This window comes from Syntrophorhabdaceae bacterium, assembly GCA_035541755.1.
GTDB lineage: Bacteria > Desulfobacterota > Syntrophorhabdia > Syntrophorhabdales > Syntrophorhabdaceae > PNOF01.
Window position 1 is genome coordinate 35,410 of record DATKMQ010000003.1, and the last position, 18,473, is coordinate 53,882.

At 51.6% G+C, this 18,473-nt stretch carries 16 protein-coding genes; 2 read left to right on the forward strand and 14 right to left on the reverse strand.

The window, feature by feature from the left end; genetic code table 11:
* Positions 1–56: 56 nt before the first annotated feature.
* From icd to aspS, 5 genes are read right to left on the reverse strand one after another with little or no spacing between them, the layout of a single operon-like run.
* Positions 57–1,193, reverse strand: a complete 1,137-nt coding sequence (icd, locus tag VMT62_00270; GenBank protein HVN94839.1) for an NADP-dependent isocitrate dehydrogenase — start codon at positions 1,191–1,193, stop codon at positions 57–59.
* Positions 1,193–1,690, reverse strand: a complete 498-nt coding sequence (locus tag VMT62_00275) for a 3-isopropylmalate dehydratase small subunit (protein HVN94840.1) — start codon at positions 1,688–1,690, stop codon at positions 1,193–1,195. The genes icd and VMT62_00275 overlap by 1 nt, the downstream gene beginning before the upstream one ends.
* The gene (locus VMT62_00280) at positions 1,690–2,949 is read right to left on the reverse strand and encodes a 3-isopropylmalate dehydratase large subunit (protein ID HVN94841.1); all 1,260 of its coding nucleotides are present in this window, start codon (positions 2,947–2,949) and stop codon (positions 1,690–1,692) included. Before VMT62_00280 ends, VMT62_00275 begins: the two co-directional genes overlap by 1 nt.
* 3 nt (positions 2,950–2,952) lie before the next feature.
* Complete coding sequence (locus VMT62_00285) at positions 2,953–4,773, reverse strand: hypothetical protein (protein ID HVN94842.1); 1,821 nt, start codon at positions 4,771–4,773, stop codon at positions 2,953–2,955.
* 15 nt (positions 4,774–4,788) lie between these two features.
* Complete coding sequence (aspS, locus tag VMT62_00290; protein ID HVN94843.1) at positions 4,789–6,546, reverse strand: aspartate--tRNA ligase; 1,758 nt, start codon at positions 6,544–6,546, stop codon at positions 4,789–4,791.
* Between the two features lie 280 nt (positions 6,547–6,826).
* Here aspS and VMT62_00295 point away from each other — a divergent pair, with 280 nt between their 5' ends.
* Positions 6,827–7,792, forward strand: a complete 966-nt coding sequence (locus tag VMT62_00295) for a Gfo/Idh/MocA family oxidoreductase (GenBank protein ID HVN94844.1) — start codon at positions 6,827–6,829, stop codon at positions 7,790–7,792.
* Positions 7,793–7,794: 2 nt separating this feature from the next.
* On the opposite strand, the gene uxaC is transcribed toward VMT62_00295, so the two are convergent.
* From uxaC to galT, 9 genes are all read right to left on the reverse strand, one after another.
* Positions 7,795–9,198: a glucuronate isomerase gene (gene uxaC / locus VMT62_00300; GenBank protein ID HVN94845.1), complete on the reverse strand. Its 1,404-nt coding sequence runs from the start codon at positions 9,196–9,198 to the stop codon at positions 7,795–7,797.
* Between the two features lie 24 nt (positions 9,199–9,222).
* A complete protein-coding gene (locus tag VMT62_00305) occupies positions 9,223–10,734 on the reverse strand; it encodes an altronate dehydratase family protein (GenBank protein ID HVN94846.1) in 1,512 nt (503 codons plus the stop codon).
* Positions 10,735–10,748: 14 nt separating this feature from the next.
* A complete protein-coding gene (locus VMT62_00310; protein HVN94847.1) occupies positions 10,749–12,296 on the reverse strand; it encodes a tagaturonate reductase in 1,548 nt (515 codons plus the stop codon).
* Positions 12,297–12,430: 134 nt separating this feature from the next.
* Complete coding sequence (locus VMT62_00315; GenBank protein HVN94848.1) at positions 12,431–12,754, reverse strand: cupin domain-containing protein; 324 nt, start codon at positions 12,752–12,754, stop codon at positions 12,431–12,433.
* A gap of 107 nt (positions 12,755–12,861) precedes the next feature.
* On the reverse strand, positions 12,862–14,178 hold the full coding sequence (locus tag VMT62_00320) for a TRAP transporter large permease (GenBank protein ID HVN94849.1): 1,317 nt from the start codon (positions 14,176–14,178) through the stop codon (positions 12,862–12,864).
* Positions 14,162–14,692 carry a TRAP transporter small permease gene (locus tag VMT62_00325; protein HVN94850.1) on the reverse strand — a complete coding sequence of 177 codons (531 nt, stop codon included), beginning with the start codon at positions 14,690–14,692 and terminating at the stop codon, positions 14,162–14,164. Before VMT62_00325 ends, VMT62_00320 begins: the two co-directional genes overlap by 17 nt.
* 68 nt (positions 14,693–14,760) lie before the next feature.
* The gene (locus VMT62_00330) at positions 14,761–15,750 is read right to left on the reverse strand and encodes a TRAP transporter substrate-binding protein (GenBank protein HVN94851.1); all 990 of its coding nucleotides are present in this window, start codon (positions 15,748–15,750) and stop codon (positions 14,761–14,763) included.
* Positions 15,751–15,960: 210 nt separating this feature from the next.
* Positions 15,961–16,959, reverse strand: coding sequence for an NAD-dependent epimerase/dehydratase family protein (locus tag VMT62_00335; GenBank protein ID HVN94852.1), 999 nt, complete (start codon positions 16,957–16,959; stop codon positions 15,961–15,963).
* Between the two features lie 99 nt (positions 16,960–17,058).
* Positions 17,059–18,075 (reverse strand): galactose-1-phosphate uridylyltransferase, encoded by a 1,017-nt coding sequence (galT, locus tag VMT62_00340; protein HVN94853.1) that lies wholly within the window; start codon positions 18,073–18,075, stop codon positions 17,059–17,061.
* Between the two features lie 165 nt (positions 18,076–18,240).
* On the opposite strand from galT, the gene VMT62_00345 reads away from it, so the two are divergent.
* A partial coding sequence (locus VMT62_00345) for a hypothetical protein (protein ID HVN94854.1) occupies positions 18,241–18,473 on the forward strand: 233 nt, incomplete at its 3' end.

Consider the following 18,473-nt stretch of genomic DNA (forward strand, 5'->3'; position numbering starts at 1 on the left):
GTCTTTCTTCCTTTCCGTTCTTTCCGTTTCCATTGAAACAGAATTTCCTCGTATGTTTACAAACGTTTTGCAACCTCATCTCCGAACCGAGAGCAGCTGACCGGACGCTGATCTTTAAGCTGACGGGCAAGGTCGTAGGTCACAATCCCGTCACGTATGGTGTTCTCTATTGCCTTTTCTATAAGGAATGCGGCCTGATCGCAGCCCATATGCCGAAACATCATGGCGCCCGACAGTATGAGGGATGCGGGATTGACCACATCTTTGCCTGCATATTTGGGCGCGCTCCCGTGGGTGGGTTCGAATATGGCCACGTCATCGCCGATATTGGCGCCGGGCGCCACGCCAAGGCCTCCGACAAGCGCTGCGCACGTATCTGAGAGATAATCTCCGTTCAGATTGGGGCATAGCAGGATATCATATTCCTCAGGCTTCATTATGATTTGCATAAACATATTGTCGGCGATACGGTCATTGAAGAGAATCTTGTTGTCCTCTCCATTCACACTGATTCTATCCGGATAAGCGCGAGCAATCTCGTATGCCCATTCGCGGAAAGCGCCTTCCGTGTACTTCATGATATTGCCTTTATGTACCACGGTTATGGACCTTCTCCGGTGCTTGATCGCGTAATCGATAACCCATTTTGTGAAACGGACCGTGCCAGTTTTGCTCATCGGTTTTATGCCGAGGCCCGTATCCGAAGGCAGGGTCACGCTCATCTCGTCCTTCAGGAAACCGATAAGAGCTCGCGCTTGAGAAGTGCCCTCTTTCCATTCGATCCCCCGGTAGAGGTCCTCGGTATTCTCTCTGAAGATGATGAGGTCCACCTTCTCGGGCTCTTTCAGCGGACTCGGCAACCCCTTGAAGTACCGGATGGGACGCATGCACACATAGAGGTCGAATATCTGCCTGAGATAGACATTGACACTCCGGAATCCGCCCCCCACAGGTGTTGTCAGAGGCCCCTTGATGGCTATTTTATGCTCTCGAACGACCTTAAGCGTCTCATCAGGCACAAGCTCTTCTTTTCTTTCGAGGGCCTTGAGCCCTGCGATCACCGTCAACCATTCTATTCTCTGCTCTCCCCCTGTGGCCTTGAGAAAGGCCTCTTCGAAAATCCCTCTGGATGCGGCCCAGATATCATCCCCTGTGCCGTCTCCTGCTATATAAGGTATCTTTACAACCTTCATCAAATCTGCAGTCCTCCACGCTTCTTTATATAACGGTCCAGTCCACCTTCTCGGAGGATGTCTCGCATTATGGCAGGCAGCGCAGAAAACGTCTTTTCCTTACCTGTCGTGTGATCGATCAGGATTCCCTCATCGAGTCGTATCTCCAGTTCATCTCCCTCACCTATATCGTCCGCAGGACAGATGATGGCTGCAAGCCCCACATTGATAGCATTTCTGTAAAAGATTCTCGCAAAAGAATCGGCCACTACCGCATCAATGCCGGCCATTTTGATGATAAGAGGGGCATGCTCCCTGCTTGAGCCTAAACCGAAGTTCTTGCCGCCCACCACGATGTCACCGGCGCGAATCTTCTGATAGAATTGCGGCGAAATGTCTTCGAATACGTGTTTCTTCAATTCCTCAAGATTGGACCGTAGATGGTAGAATCTCCCGGGAATAATATGGTCGGTAGTGATGCCGTCACCGAACTTCCATGCAGCCCCTCGCAAGACCATCAGGTTACCTCCCGCGGGTCTGCCAACTCCCCCTTGATGGCGCTTGCCGCTGCCGTTGCCGGTGAGGCGAGAATAATCGCGCTCTCAGGATTTCCCATCCTTCCCAAGAAATTCCTGTTCGAAGTAGATACGCAGGTCTCCTCATCCCCCAGAACCCCAAGATGGATACCGATGCACGGCCCGCATCCCGGCGGTATGATCAGGGCGCCGGCTTCAACGAGGATGGAAAGGACGCCCTCTTTCATGGCCTCATAATAGGCTGCCCGTGAGGCGGGGCCCACAATAAGCCTTACATCGCGGTGTTTCTTTCTTCCTTTGAGCACGGACGCGGCCACTCTTAAGTCCCCTATTCTGCCGTTGGTACATGATCCGATGAAGACCTGTTGTACGGCAATCCCTTTTGTGTCCGGGTCATCAATGCTCTTTGCGCGGTCAACCTGGTGCGGCAGGCTCACCATCGGCGCTATTTCTTTAACATCTATCTCAAGGGTCTTCTCATAGTCCGCATCTTCATCGGGAAGTATCTCCACGAAGGCGCTACCTCTCCCCGACCGTTTGAGGAAAAGGCGCGTCATATCGTCGGACGGGAACAGGCCGCATTTCGCCCCGGCTTCAACAGCCATATTGGCAATAGTCATCCTGTCTTCCACATCCATATGTCTCACCGTCTCGCCAAAATATTCCATGGATTTATACGTGGCCCCGTCAGAACCAATCATGCCGATGATTTTGAGAATAAGATCCTTGGCATAGACACCCCGGGGGAACTCACCTTGAAGCACAAACCTAAAACTCTCCGGGACCCTCATCCAGGTCTTTCCCAACCCCATGGCAACTGCCACATCCGTGGATCCCATGCCCGTGGAAAAGGCGCCAAGCGCCCCTCCCGTGCAGCTATGAGAGTCCGCCCCGATCAGTATCTCTCCCGGCAACAAAACCTGCTCGGACATGATCTGATGACATATGCCCTCACCCACATCGCTCACATTGGCGCCGAACTCCCTGGCAAATTCCTTGATGATCCGGTGATCGTTGGAAAGCTCCTGTCGGGGGCTTGGCGACGCGTGATCTATGAAGAAGGTGACCCTCTTTCCGTCAAAAATCCTCTGGAATCCCATCTGTCTGAATCTCTGGATAGCGAGCGGCGCGGTACCATCTTGCAGAAGAATCCGATCGATATCGATGACGGCATATTCGCCCCGTCTCAAGCTCGCCCCTGCACGAGCGCTGAGGATCTTCTCCGCTAAAGTCTGACCCATAAATCACTCAACCTCTGCCTTGGTTAAGTCTTCGAAGCGTATGTCGAAGCCAAGCACACCCACGATCTCTCCGGTCTCGTCCCGGATCGGGCCGGAAACCGTCACACAGAGAGCCCCTGTAATTCTTGATGAATACATGTTGGTGGCGCTGATCTTGCCGTTCTTCATGGGGTTGATAAACCAATCCCTGTCTGAAAAATCCTCATGAAGACCGATTTGCGCGTACTTCGCCCTGTCCACGACCTGGGTGATATTCTTGGTAATCTTGATACCTTCGCCGTTCACGATATAGGCAAACTGGATAAAAGGATACTCTTCCACGATGTTCTTGAGGATTTCTTCCTGGTTCACAGGCTTCATGCTCTTGATTGCCGCATCTTCGATATATCGTTCCATGAGGTGGGCAGCCATATCGTAGGCCCGCTTTTTGATGAGCTCGAATTCGGACACAAAGATCTCAGGGATATGGAGCCTCGCCTGGTGCTCAATCTCCTCTTCTGATATGTTCGTCACCCTTCCTTCATCGTACTGTTTCAGGACCCATTTGTTGATCTTCGCTATACCCGGATGCGTCTTCTCCACCCTGTCCTCGTCGACCAAGGCGAAGTGCGAGTTGATCCAGTGGGCGACGCCCGCAAGGCCCGATTTATCGGTGATATTCACGGCAAGCGGTCTCTTCAAGATTTTGCTCGTGTCAAACGACGAATAGATCTCTTCATTTTTGATCATACCATCAATATGAACGCCTGCGGAGGTGGCGTTGAAATCAAGACCGATGAAGGGCTGGTTCTTCGGTACATGATGGCCCAGCTCCTTTTCAAAATAGTTTCTGATCTCCGTGATGACGGTCGTATCAACACCGTTGTCCTCACCGGTAAGACCTATATACTCCATAATGAGTCCCTCGATAGGAACATTGCCTGTCCTCTCTCCGATACCGAGGAGTGTGCCGTTGACGTACTGACATCCGTAAAGCCATGCGCTGACACTATTGATGAGGACCTTGTAGAAATCATTGTGGCCGTGCCATTCCAGGTAACCCGAAGGGACTCCCGCGTCGTCGATCATGGCGCGGATAATCTTTCCGATGGATCTGGGTATTGCGGATCCCGGGTAGGTAATGCCCAGGCCGAGCGTGTCGCAGAGCCGTATTTTCACCGGTATCTTGGCTTCCTCAGACATGCTCATGAGCGCCTGAGCGAAGGGCACACAAAATCCGTAAATATCGGCCCTCGTTATATCCTCGAAATGGCATCTCGGGATAATGCCGAGGTCGAGCGTGCTCTCAACGATCTTCAAGTAATCCTTAAACACCTGAGACCTTGACTTACCGAATTTGAGAAAGATGTGGTAGTCGGAAGCGCTTGTCAAAATACCCGTTTCCTTGAGACCCACATTTTTGACCAGTTGCAGATCGTTCTTATTAGCCCTGATCCAGCCCGTTATCTCGGGGTACCGATACCCCTTCTCAAGGCACCTCTCTATGGCCTCTTTGTCTTTATCGGAATAAAGGAAGAATTCGGACTGGTGAATGACGCCGTTCGGCCCGCTTAAGCGATGGAGGAAATCGAAAAGGTCCTCTATCTGCTGCGGCGTAAACGGCGGCCTTGATTGCTGCCCGTCTCTAAACGTTGTATCAGTAATGTAAATCTCCTCGGGCGGATCGATGAGTTCGATCTTGTGATCGAACTTAACCCTGCACATCTCGTCGTAGGGAAATATCTCCCGATAAAACTCAGGTGCATCAACGTCGATGAGCGGGTAGCTTGCACGTTTAGTGACATTCTTAAAGATAAAACCTTTGCCTTTCTCTTCCTTCTTCAAGCAGACCTCCGCTTGTCAGCGACCTTCTGTGATGTGCTTTATCTTCAGTTCGTTTAACTGCTTCTGTCCAACCTTCGAAGGAGCGCCGGTTAAAAGACAGGTGCCTTTCTGGGTTTTGGGGAATGGAATCACATCGCGAATACTTTCCAGCCCGAGAAGCATCATGAGTATCCGATCGAAACCGAAAGCTATGCCGCCGTGCGGCGGGGCGCCCATTTCCAGGGCCTCAAGCAAGAACCCGAACTTCTCCTCGGCCTCTTGCTCTTTGATATTGAGGAGCCGAAAAATTTCCCTCTGCTCGTCCATCCTGTGATTTCTGATACTCCCGCCGCCGATCTCCACACCGTTAAGCACCATATCGTAGGCATTGGCAAGGATCCCCCCATAATCGCCCTGATAACCTCTTATCGATTGCTTGGGCGACGTGAAAGGGTGGTGCCGGGCTACAAATCGTTTCTCCTCCTCACTGTATTCGAGAAGAGGGAAATCTATGACCCAGAGGAATTTGTCCTTGTCGCGGTCGATGAGATCAAACTTCTCACCAAGATGCAATCTCAACCTCCCCATAATATCGTTCACCTTGCCCCGCTTGTCTGCCATCATGAACAAAACATCTCCGGCCGAAAGTCCAAGTGTCGCCTCCATCCGGCTCTTTTCATCATCCTTCAAGTATTTCGCTATAGGCGATTGCAGGCCTTCCGTATCCTTGCGCATCCAGATGAGACCGCCCGCGCCCATGTCTTTGGCTGCATCCACAGTGGTGTCAAGGTCTTTTCTCGAAAGCGTTTTACCGGAGAGGACCATGGCCTTGATCACACCCCCTTCGGCGAGGGTCTTTTGAAACACACCGAACTCGGTATCTCTAAATATGTCGGTGATTTCAACGAGAGGCAGGCCGAAGCGCAGATCGGGCTTGTCCGTGCCGTAGCGCTCCGTGGCCTCGGTATAACTCATTCTCGGAAAAGGCACCTCGGGGGGATTCACCCCTTTTAACGCCTCATAGAGCGCAATGGCAAGGCCCTCGCTCAATCGCATCACATCCTCTCGTTCCACAAAACTCATTTCGATATCGATCTGGGTGAACTCAGGCTGCCTGTCGGCCCTCAGATCTTCGTCTCTGAAGCAACGGGCAATCTGAAAATACCGTTCAAAACCACCTATCATAAGCATCTGTTTGTAGAGCTGGGGCGACTGCGGCAGCGCATAAAACGTGCCCGCATTGAGCCGACTCGGAACAATGAAATCCCGCGCACCCTCGGGCGTGCTCTTGGTAAGAAAGGGGGTTTCAAATTCATAGAAACCCTGCACCGTGAGATAATCCCTCGTGGTCTTGTACGCCTTGCTCCTCTCGATAAAGATCTTCTTCATCTCAGGCCGACGCATATCCAGATACCGGTACTTAAGTCTGATGGACTCGCCGATGCCTTCTTCATCAAGCTGGAAAGGCAGAGGCTTACACGTATTGAGGACTTCAAAAGAGCGGACATATACCTCTATCTGGCCCGTAGGTATGTTGAGGTTCTCCGTCTCGGGAGGCCTTTTCTCGACCCTGCCGAGGATTTTCAAGACATATTCAGGCTTTATGTCTCCTGCCTTCTCATGAGCTTCTTTGGCTATCTCAGGGGAAAAGACAACCTGGACCACACCCGTGACATCACGCAGATCGACAAAAATGAGGCCTCCATGGTCCCTCCTTCTGAAAACCCAGCCTGAGAGCGCCAATTCCTTCCCGATGTCATCCTTTGTCACAAATCCGCAGTATTTATCTCTCACTCTCTACCCCTTTCAAAAAAGTCTATAATTATATATGGTTTAGCCCCTACAAGTCAAGGCCCGTATTAAAGCCGATGCTCGACTCCCTTAATGATCCTTGATTTTTTTCATGCGGCCAATTTAGAATGGTTCTATATACTCTGACCGGCTCGGCGTATCCTGGAGCACGCCCAAACACGCACTATTGGTGCCGGCTAGACCGTTCGTTGCAGGGATCGTGCACCACGGACATTTTCCTCGGGATCGCGCTCAGGGCTTTCAATCAAGAAGGAGGACCGCCATGGCAAGACAGGGACGAAAGATCAGGTGGGGCATACTCGGCTACGCCAGGATAGCGCGGATGAACGTCATTCCCGCCATCCTCAGATCGTCCAATGCTGAGTTCTACGCTCTTGCATCACGCGAGACGGCAAAACTTGAGGAATGTGCCAAGGCCTATCCGGTTGCACGAACCTATGAAGGCTACGACCTGTTGCTCGATGATCCGCATGTCGAAGCCGTATATATCCCGCTGCCAAACGCCCTTCACAAGGAATGGACCATAAAGGCCGCCCGAAAGGGAAAACATGTGCTCTGTGAAAAACCCGTGGCGCTCAAGGTCTCCGAGTGCGAAGAGATGATCCGCGTCTGCAAGGAGCAGCACGTAAAATTCATGGAAGCCTTCATGTATCGCTACACTGACCGCGTAAGAAAAGCGGAGCAGGTCCTTGCGAGCGGAGAATTAGGTGAAATAAAGTATATCAATTCGTGCTTCAGGTTTCTTCTTCTCAATCCTGCTTCAATAAAACTGATTCCCCGCCTGGGAGGCGGTTCTTTGTACGACGTAGGCTGCTACCCCGTCAACTTCATCGGCATGATAACCGGTGAGGATCCTCAATCCGTTGCGGCCTCCTCCGTTCAAGACTGTGGTGTTGACGTGATGCTTTCTGCGGTTCTTACGTATCGCTCTGGCATCATTGCCACGCTCCACTGCGGATTCAACGCATACCAGAGCATATACTCCGAAATTGTCGGTACAAAAGGGGCGCTTCAAGTCCCTGATACGTTCCTCGATGACCCCGGGTATATCACACTGAGAACGGATTCGGGCACTCGCAAAATACGCGTGGCAAGAAGCGACCGCTACAGGCACGAAATTGAAGATTTTTCCCGGGCGATTGCACACGGCGGCGAACCCCGGTTGAGTCAGGATGAGACCAGACGAAACGCCGCCGTGATAGACAAAATTTACGGGGCGATCAAATAGAGTTATGGGAACCGAAAGTATGATGCAGCATTGTGGTAACAGATGTCTCTAACCATACCGCCAAGAAGCTCCAAATCGTTTGGAGCCTCCCCGTCTTCTACCCACTCTCCGATCAAATTGCACAGGATCCTTCTGAAATATTCGTGGCGGGCGTAGGACATGAAGCTCCTCGAGTCTGTAAGCATACCCACAAATCTGCTCAAAAGCCCAAGGTTGGCAAGAGCGGTTATCTGGCGGACCATACCGTCTTTCTGATCGTTAAACCACCAGGCTGAGCCAAACTGCAGCTTGCCGGGTATATTCCCACCTTGAAAGCAGCCTATGATACACGCCAGCATCTCGTTGTCCCTTGGGTTAAGACAGTAGAGTATGGTTCTCGGCAACTCATCCGTGTAATCGAGTGCGTCGAGCACCCCGGTTAGGTCTTCTGCGAAACTGAAGTCCCCTATGGCGTCAAAGCCCGTATCAGGCCCTAAAACCCTCATCATCCGCCTGTTCGTATTTCGTATGGCGCCCATATGCATCTGCATGACCCAACCTTTCTTTGCATATTCTCTGCCCACAAACAGGACGAGATACGTTTTGTACTTTTTCACTTCTATCTCAGTGAGCGCTTGACCCCGAAGCGCCTTATCAAAGGCGTGGGCGGCCTCTTTTTCGGAACTCTCAGTATACACTACAGGATCAAGCGCATGGTCGGCTGCCCTGCATCCTGCGTCGTGGAAGAACTGGATTTGTTTGACCAGGGCCCCTTGCAAAGTGCCAAAATCATTGATGCTCACCTTTGCCGCACTCTCCAGTTTTGCCAGGTACTCGCGAAAACCGTCTTTCTCTATGCCTAAGGCCTTATCCGGCCTGAAAGCGGGAAAAACCTTTACGTCAAATCTCTCGTCCAGAGCTATAGCCCGATGATATTCGAGCGCATCCGCAGGGTCGTCCGTGGTACAGATCACCTTCACCCGCGAGCGCCTGATCAAGTCTCTCGCCGATAACCGGCCGGAGGTGAGTACCTCGTTACACCGTTCCCATATTTCTTCCGCCGTCTCGGGTGAAAGCAGCGTGTCGATAGCAAAATATCGTTTAAGCTCAAGATGCGTCCAGTGATACAGGGGGTTCCCTATGCACCGCGGTATGGTATAGGCCCAACTTAAGAACTTCTCTTTATCTGAAGCATCCCCTGTGATACATCTCTCTTCCACGCCGTTACTCCTCATGGCACGCCATTTATAATGGTCACCTCCGAGCCACAATTCGGCGATGTTCCTATACTTCTTGTCCTCCGCTATTTCTCTGGGATTCAGGTGGCAGTGGTAATCGATGATAGGCATGTCTTTCGCATGATCATGGTAAAGTGCTTCAGCCGTCTTATTGTTCAAGAGAAAGTTTTCATCCATAAATGCTTTCATCGCAAGCCTCCCGCCCAAGCTTTATCACAGCGTCACGCCCTGCTTAAAGATGGCGATTTCCCTGTAACCGTTTTCCTCGTTTTTTGTCCTTAATTCGCCGGAGGCCACCTTTACCACGAAACCGAACAACTCATGTTTCAGATGGTCCGCATCTTCACCCGTCAAAAGCCGGCCTGCGTCAAAGTCGATCCAATTTCCCTTGTGCTGAGACAGCTCTCTATTTGTTGAGATTTTGATGGTGGGAACGGGCGCCCCGAGCGGTGTTCCGCGTCCCGTAGTGAACAGGATTACATGTGCGCCGGCTGCCGTCAATGCGGTGCAGGCCACAATATCGTTGCCCGGACCTGCGAGCAGGTTGAGACCTTCCGTTTTTACCCTCTCACCGTATTGAAGCACATCTACAACCGGCTCTGTGCCGCCCTTCTCAATACACCCCAGTGATTTTTCTTCCAGGGTCGAAATGCCACCCTTCTTATTCCCCGGAGAGGGGTTCTCGTATACTTCCTGACCGTGGCTGAGGTAATATTCCTTAAACCCATTGATGAGGCTCACGGTCTTATCGAAGATCTCCCGGCTCACGCATCGATCCATGAGCCTCTTCTCGGCCCCGAACATTTCGGGTACCTCCGTGAGAATGCCCGTTCCACCTCGCCGAATCAGCATATCCGAAAACTCGCCTACGAGCGGATTTGCCGTAATTCCCGAAAAGGCGTCGGAGCCGCCGCACTTAAGCCCCACAACGAGCTTCGAAACGTCACAGGGTTGCCTCACGAATGTCTGCGCATAACGCGCCAACTCGCCAAGCAGCTTAACTCCGTGTTCCATCTCGTCATCAACGTCCTGGCAAACCATGAATTTGACCCGCTCTCGGTCGTAGTCCCCCAGTACCTTTTTGAACTCGTCGATATTGTTGTTCTCACAACCAAGTCCCAATACAAGCACCCCCGCCGCATTGGGGTGTTTCGTAAGCTGAGCCAGTATCTTTTGGGTGTTCCTGTGGTCCTCTCCGAGCTGGGAACAACCATAGGGGTGCGTATAGGCAAATAGGCCGTCCGTCAGCCCCGCCAACCGCACATTTGCCTCTTTCGCGAGATTCTCCGAGGTCTTATTCACGCACCCCACCGTATTGATGATCCATATCTCGTTTCTTATGCCGACTTGTCCATCTTTCCTCACGTAGCCCGCGAACTCTCGCGGCTGAGTTGCGGTCTCAGGGTTTGCCGCGCGGCCCTTTTTGTTTACCGGTGTGTAACGATACTGTTCGAGGCCTTTGAGGTTAGTCTTGACGTTGTGGGTATGAACATGCTCCCCCGCCGAAATATTTACCACAGCACGGCCCATGGGGAACCCGTACTTTATGATGTCCCTGCCTTGTGCGAGATTCTCGAGGGCTATCTTGTGACCACTCTCCACGTCCTCTCTTGCGACAAGCTGATACTTGCCGATCGTAAGCGCCTCACCGGCTGCGATACGCGCGAGTGCCACGGCTACATTATCCTTGGCATTAATCATAAGTAGCTTGCCGGCTCTTATCACTATAGTGTCTCCGGTTAAGAATTGCCTCGCGCCAGCACCTGTTCCAGGGTGGCACCAATGCCGTGGTCAACGATCCCTGCGAGATATCTCACTGCCGCGCGAGTAAGACCCGGAACAGTATTCAGGTCGAACCCCCATATACTGGCCCTTGACATCACGGCTAAAGCCAATTCATTGAGGTTCATGCGCGCATGCTCGTATCTCTTCCAGACGTCACGAAACAGCTCGAGTACGTCCTCGTCGTCATTGATATCGTAAGGGTTAGTGCCCTGGCCACCTGTTGAGCGCGAGCCTTTTAGCGCGTGTCCGGTTATCTCGGTACCTCTGTAGAAGGCGATCAGGGCGGCAAGTGAAAACGTGAGGGCCTCCGGTATGGCGCCTTTGCGGGCCACATATTCCGTGATTGACGGAAGGACCCGCGTCTTAAATTTCGAGGTCGAGTTCAGTGAAATGCTCAAAAGATAGTGCTTGATGAAAGGATTGGCAAACCGTTCGGATACGGTCCTCGCGAAATCAAGCAATTCATTCTCGGGCATGTCGAGGGTGGGGATGATCTCCTCGTACAGACCCTTTTCCATAAACCTCCTTACGAGAGGATCGTCCATGCACTCCTTAACCGTATTAAGACCATACAGGTACGCCGCGAGAACTGTCATGGTATGGGCGCCGTTAAGAATTCTGACCTTCCTCGTCCTGTAGGGGGTCATGTCATCAGTCCAGATCACGTTCAAACGGGCCTCACTTAGCGGCAGTTCTTTGGCGAACCTCTTATCACCTTCAATAACCCACAGATGGAACACCTCACCCGTATCGAGCAGTTTGTCTTCGTATCCAAGTTCTTCAGTGATGCCCTGCGCTTCCTCCCTGGGATAGCCGGTCACGATCCGGTCCACCAGTGAGTTGAGAAAATAGTTCGCTGTCGTCAACCAGTTGATGAATGCTTCCTCGTACCCCCACTGCCTTGACAGCCTGAGCACCGCTTCCTTGAGCACATCTCCGTTCCTGTCGATAAGCTCACACGGGATGATAACGAGTCCGCGCTCCGGGTCTCCCACAAACGCCTCAAAACGCCGGTGAAGCAGCACCGTGAGCTTACCCGGATACGAATGAGGCGGCCTGTCAGTTGGTCTGTCTTTCTCTGAATAGACGATCCCGGCCTCAGTCGTATTGGAGATGACGAACCTCAAATCCGGGCTCTCGGCTATACTCATGTACGACTCAAAATCCGTATAGGGATTGAGTGCCCGTGTAACCGAGCAGACGATGCTTTTCTCTTCAACAATCATTCCATCCCTAATCCCTCTCAAGTAAAGCGTATACAAGCCGTTCTGGATGTTGAGCGTTTCTGCAAGGCCCGTAGGGATCGGCTGCACTACGGCAACGCCCCCGTTGAAAAGCCCTTGCTCATTCATCCTGTCAACCATCCAGTCGACAAAACCCCTGAGAAAATTACCTTCGCCGAATTGTACTATCCTTTCAGGTAGATTCCTTTTTTCGTGTACGTTCAAATCTTTGGGTAGTTGAACCTTGGAGTTAACGAGGCTGGCGTTAAGCTGTTTCATGACGTGTGTCCCCTATGTGTGAGAGGTCTGATCACCCCCCGCTTAAGTTCTCTGCATACCGGAAAGTAGCGCCACCTCTTGGAGATGCGCACCTTACCAATTTAGCGCACACACGGGAATATATCAACACGGCTCTATTTGAGAAAATCTTCTCTTTGCGGCGTGAAAACGTCGAGTATCACAGAATCCTCAAGGGCTCTCACGCCGTGTACCATATCCGGGGGCACATAATAGGAATCCCCGGCCTTCAAAACATATTTCTCAGCATCTATGGTAAATTCGAAGGTTCCCCGAACAATGTAGCTGATCTGTTCGTGAGGATGGGCGTGCAGCGCCCCTATAGCCCCTTTTTGAAACGTTACCTCGACCGTCATAAGCTTTCCCGCTGATGCAAGTATCTTTCTCTCTACACCGTTCCCTACATTCTCCGATGCTATAGAACTATGAATAAAGACCATGTTTCACCTCATTCATGGAGAGTTTGTTCCAGTTATTGCACCTTAGCCGGCTTCCTTCTTCATCCGGCTTAAGCTCTAATGAAAGCAGTTTCAAGCTACGCCTGTTATCACATAAAGTGGAACAGGCGGGGCAGGTATGCAACTATCTCAGGGAGATACGTTACGATCATGAGCACCACGACCAGCGTGAGATAGAGCGGGACCATGCTCCTCGTCAGCTTGTCTATCCTGATGTCTCCTATCGCGCAACCCACATACAGCGCTGAGCCAACCGGCGGCGTCAAAAGACCGATGCCGAGGTTAAGCATCATGATCACACCGAAGTGGACCGGATGGACGCCGAAGGCGACAACAGCAGGCAAAAGGATGGGCGTACAAATCAGGATAAGGGGCGCCATGTCCATAATACATCCCAAAAATAGGAGCAGGATGTTTATCCAGAGAAGCAGCATGTTCTTGTCCGATGTGAGAGATAGTATTATATCGGTTATTTTCTTTGGAACCTGCAACTGGGCAAGGATATATCCAAAGGCACTCGCCGTGGCGATGAGACTCATGACCATGGCAAGGGTCTTGGTGGTCTTAAACAAGACACTTTTGAACTGACTGAAAGGGGCTTCGCGGTATACGAAAAATGTGATGATGAAGGCATAGACAACGGCCACAGCCGATGATTCAGCCGCGGTGAAGACCCCTGAAAGAATCCCCACGAGAATAATAAGCGCCGTCAAAAGGCCAAGAAAGGCGTGTCTGAATGTCTTGAGCAAAAGGAGAAAAGAGAACTTATTGCCCTTGGGATACTTGCGCACGACGGCCAGAATGTAGCTTGAGATAATAAGACATGCCGCAAGAACAACGCCGGGGACAATCCCCGCCAGAAAAAGAGCCCCCACAGAGGCGCCGCCTCCGATGGTGCCGGCTGCGATTGAATAGAGGATCATATTATGGCTCGGCGGAACGAGAACTCCCTCAACGGCCGCGGAAATGGTGATTCCGACCGCGTAATCGTTATCGTAGCCTTTGTTTCTCATCATGGGAATCATGATCGCGCCTATGGCTGAAACGTCAGCCACACATGAGCCGCTCACGCCCCCGAAAAACATACAGGCAAGCACGTCAACCATAGCAAGGCCGCCTCGAACGCGCCCTACAAGGGCGTTAGCAAAACCGACCATCCGCTGGGAAATCCCTCCCTGGCTCATGATCTCACCCGCGAGAATGAAAAGCGGGATCGTGAGCAGCGCCATGGACTGAACGCCCTTGGCCATGCTTTGGGCGAGCGCCATGATGGGAAGGTGCATGTAAACGGCGGCTGCGATAGAGGAAAGAATAAGGGAAAATGCGATGGGGACCCTGATGATCATGAATGCCGCAAATGAACTGAACAGGATCGCTATAGCTACGCCTTCACTGTAATGATGCATCTTTGTCCCCCTGGCCTAAAAAAATGGTGTCGAGATATTCAGGACCTTTCGACCTCTGAAGAAAATTTTCAACGGACGTATATATGACGAGCAGCCCACTCACCGGAATGAAAACATATTCTGTGTAAGAAGGCCATTCGGTTGCTGCAAGCGTTGAATATGTACCGATTCTACAAAGTGCAATGCCAAAGTAGACGAAGGTCACTCCGAAAATAAACGTAAATACATCGACGATGCGCGCCACGATTTTGGTCTGAACCTTGTCCGGGAGAAAGGACAGAACAAAATCTATCGCAATATGAATCTTCTTGCGCACCCCCACGGCGAGGGCAATGAAGGTAAACCAGATCATGAGGATGAGGCTCACCTCGTCAGCCCAGAAGATGCTAAAATTCAGAAGGTACCTGCAGAAGACATCGGCAAAAATCAGAATCGTCATAATAATGAGCATACCGAAGGCCGCCCATGTGAGCCCTGCAAATATCCTGTCAAAGACGTACTTGATCCCGTTCATGTCTTTACCTCGGCATTGTTCTTAAGGAAGGGCCGGGCGAGCCGGCCCCCTGTTTTTGATTGCTTATCCTACTTTACATCCTGGATCTTCTTGATCAGATCGGCATATTCTTTGTAATCGGCATAGATGGGCTGAACGGCCTTCTGGAACTCGCCCAAGGTCTTCGCGTCAAGATAAGTGATCTTGCAGCCCGCCGCCTTGGCCTTCTCTTCGTTTACCTTCTCTGATTCCGCCCATTTTTTCTTCTGGAACTCTACCGCGTCTTTGGCCGACTTGCTAATAATATCAAGATCGGCCTTTGACAGGTTTGCAAAGTTCTTCTTGCTCCCGATGAGGATTTCGGGAACCCGTGTATGTCCGTCCACGGTGTAGAATTTTGCCACCTGGTAGTGGCTGAAGGAGATGTACGACGGCCAGTTATTTTCGGCGCCGTCGATAACGTTCGTCTGAAGGGCTGAATACACATCGCCTGTGGCCATCGGGGTCGGAGAGGCGCCGAGCGCTTTGACCAGGTCCATCATGAGTTTCGCTTCCTGAACACGGATCTTGAGCCCCTTGAGGTCGGCAAGGCTCTTAATCTCTCTTTTTGAATTGTAGAAGCTCCGTGCACCCGCGTCATAATATGCGAGGCCCACAAGGTTTGCCTTATCGACGGATTTCAACAAGTCCTGACCGATAGGACCGGAGAGAACCTTCCACATGTGGTTGGAATCGCGATAGATGTAAGGGAGCGAGAGAACATTGAGCTCCTTGGCAAACTGCAATACCGGCGCCAGGCTTATACGGGCAAAATCGATGGCGCCCATCTGAACTTGCTCCACAACCGCCTTCTCGTCACCGCCCAGCTGACCGCCAGGGTACACGGTGACATTGATGCGGCCGCCCGTGCGCTCCTTGACGAGACGGGCGAACTCTTCATCTCCGAGCTCAGTGGGATAACCCTTGGGATGGATTTCAGCGAGCTTGAGCTCAATCGTATCAGCTGCAAAAGCAATACTGATATGGCCTACGACAGCCAAAAATACAGCAGCCAATAAAATAATCAGACCTTTTTTCATTTCCTCCTCCTTGTCTAAGTTTGGTTATTATGTATTATAGCCGTTCCGCTATGCGAAACCGTGCTTCAAATAACGAAACTATGTACAATCATGAATCATATTGGACAAAATTGCAACATAATTTTTATCTGCCCTGAGACAGGCAAGAGAACCAATTTCCCACCTGAGCTACCCTGTACGTCAGCCCCTTGCTACCGGAGAGCAGTTGCCTTAAGGGTCTGTCACGCATTCTCCGCTGTAAATACTGAGAATGCGATCCATTTCGCGGTTCACTGACTCATCGATACGCCGGCGTGCCCTATCTTCCCGGAACCATGCCACTGTTCTGCGTACGCCCTCGTTGAAGGAGATCGTCGCTTCAAAGTCGGGCACAAAGTTCTTGATCTTGCTGTTGTCAAAGACAAGGCTCCAGGTCTTGTCGCCCAGCAGATTCGCTGACAGCTGCGGCGCCACCTGGGAGATGAAGTCTGAGGAGATATGCACGATTCTAGCCTCGGTTCCCAATTCCTGAGCTATGGTTTCATAGATTTGGTTCCAGGTAAGGACCTCGTCGGAAGTGATGTGGAAGGCCTCCCCCACGGCGCAAGCGTTTCCCAGAAGGCCGAGAAACCCTCGCGCAAAGTCGTCCGCGTGCGTCACAACGAAGAGGGACGAGCCGTCGCCGTGAGCGATGATCGGATGGCCATCGAGTATTCGCTGGGCGAGCGTATAACAGCCCTTCCCCCCGATAGCGATGGGAAAGTTGCGATCATAGGTTAGAGAAGGACGCACAATCGTGGCGGGGAAACCTTGCTCACGGTATGCTTGCATCAGACGCTCTTCGCAGGTAATTTTGCCGCGGGCATATTCCGAGTACGGATTGCTAAGCGGGGTTAACTCTGTGATGAGATAAGAGGCCGGCGGCCTTTGATAAGCTGATGCGGAGCTGATGAAGACGTACTGCCCGACCCGGTCCTTAAACAGGGCCACGTCGCGGTCTATATCACCCGGAGCATATGCGATCCAATCAACCACCACATCAAATTTCTTACCCTCAAGAACTGCGTAAAGGTCCCCGGTTCTATTTATATCCGCAGCTAGATGCGTACTTCCGGCCGGATGAAGCTCGGACCCTCGATTGAGCGCGGAGAGTTCAAATCCTCTGTCAATGGCCTGCCGGCTCACCGCCCTACTAATCACGCCCGTGCCGCCTATAAAGAGCACTTTCACAATCGAGCCTCCCCTGCATCTCCAGTGTCGAACGCACCGACGACGCAAGGGTCACCGGCGATATCAGTATTGTGGGAGATATCGTTTACCGATTGTCGTCTAATCCCCCGGAAATTCATAGCCAACATCCCTTAAGAACCTCGCACTCTCCTCGGGTAGAGCCGTATTGATATACATACCCGTACCGAGTTCGAAACCGGCGGTCTGTGTGATCCTCGGGATGACCGATATATACCAGTGGAAATACTTAGAATCGCTTTCTCTCGTGGACAACGATCGGATCACATAATTAAAATCAGGATTATCCAGTCCCACGTACATTCGACGAAGCACATCTCTCAAAATACCGGCGAGCCCTTTGATCTCATCCTCACTTATGCATCCGTAACAGGCGCAGTGTCGCTTGGGAAAAATCCAGGTGTGGAAGGGTGAATGGGCCGCATAGGGGATAAACGCCACAAAAGATGCATTCTCGCTCACGATCCGCACTTTTTCATTCATCTCTCCATACATATACGTGCAATAGAGGCATTCCCCAAAATTCACATAATAGTAATTTCTCCGGGCCTCCTCGAGCCTCGTCATCACCTGCCCGGGGAATACCGGCGTACCCACAATTTGGGAATGCGGATGCTCAAGGGAGGTTCCCGCCCCAATGCCGTGGTTCTTGAAGATGATCACGTGTTCCACGCGCGGGTCTTCATAGAAGGCAATGAGGCGATCCCTGTATCCGGCGAGGACCCGCTCCATCTGATGGACAGACAAAAGCGCCGTCGTCTTATTGTGCTCAGGCGTCTCAATAATGACCTCATGACGACCCACGCCCGAAATGACCTGCTTGAAATCTACCTTCTCTTTTCTTACGTCCCCCTCCGGAGATAAGGCCGAGAATTTGTTCAAAACCGATCTCACGGACCAGGCCCCGTCCGGGCTCGTTAAGCGGAATGTTTCTGTAGGCGTATCGGTCTCGTTACCAGGACAAAAGGGGCAGGAAGCCACATATGCGGGCAGCTCTTTGCTCTGCCTCTTTTGAGCGAAATCTTCCGGCCTTTTCGCCCGCTCCGCCGAGACGATGACCCAGTCTCCGGTAATATGGTTTAATCGGACCTCAGACATTCTTCACCACAATGTACCCGCCCATACTACACCTACTGCTCCTAGATATTAAGATAAAAACAAAGGCTTCACAATAGGAAAAGATGGCCATTTCTCATGCCACGTGCACCTCGAATTATTCTACTATTATGTCGTCGATAAATCATTTATAATGATGAGCGATAGTTGCCTTACAAAATCTATCAGGACAGGTTCAACATGAACGAAAAAGACCTCCTCGAGCTACTCACCCTTAACGGGCAGAAATCCCTCATAAACCACTATGAGCGGCTCGATCCGAGCCAGCGAAAGGCTTTCCTGACTAACCTTCAGGAGCTTAATCTCAAACTTGTCTTTGAGCTTCATAAGAGATTTTCCGCTGAGGACTGCGTGGCAACGATACAACGTGATATCGCCAA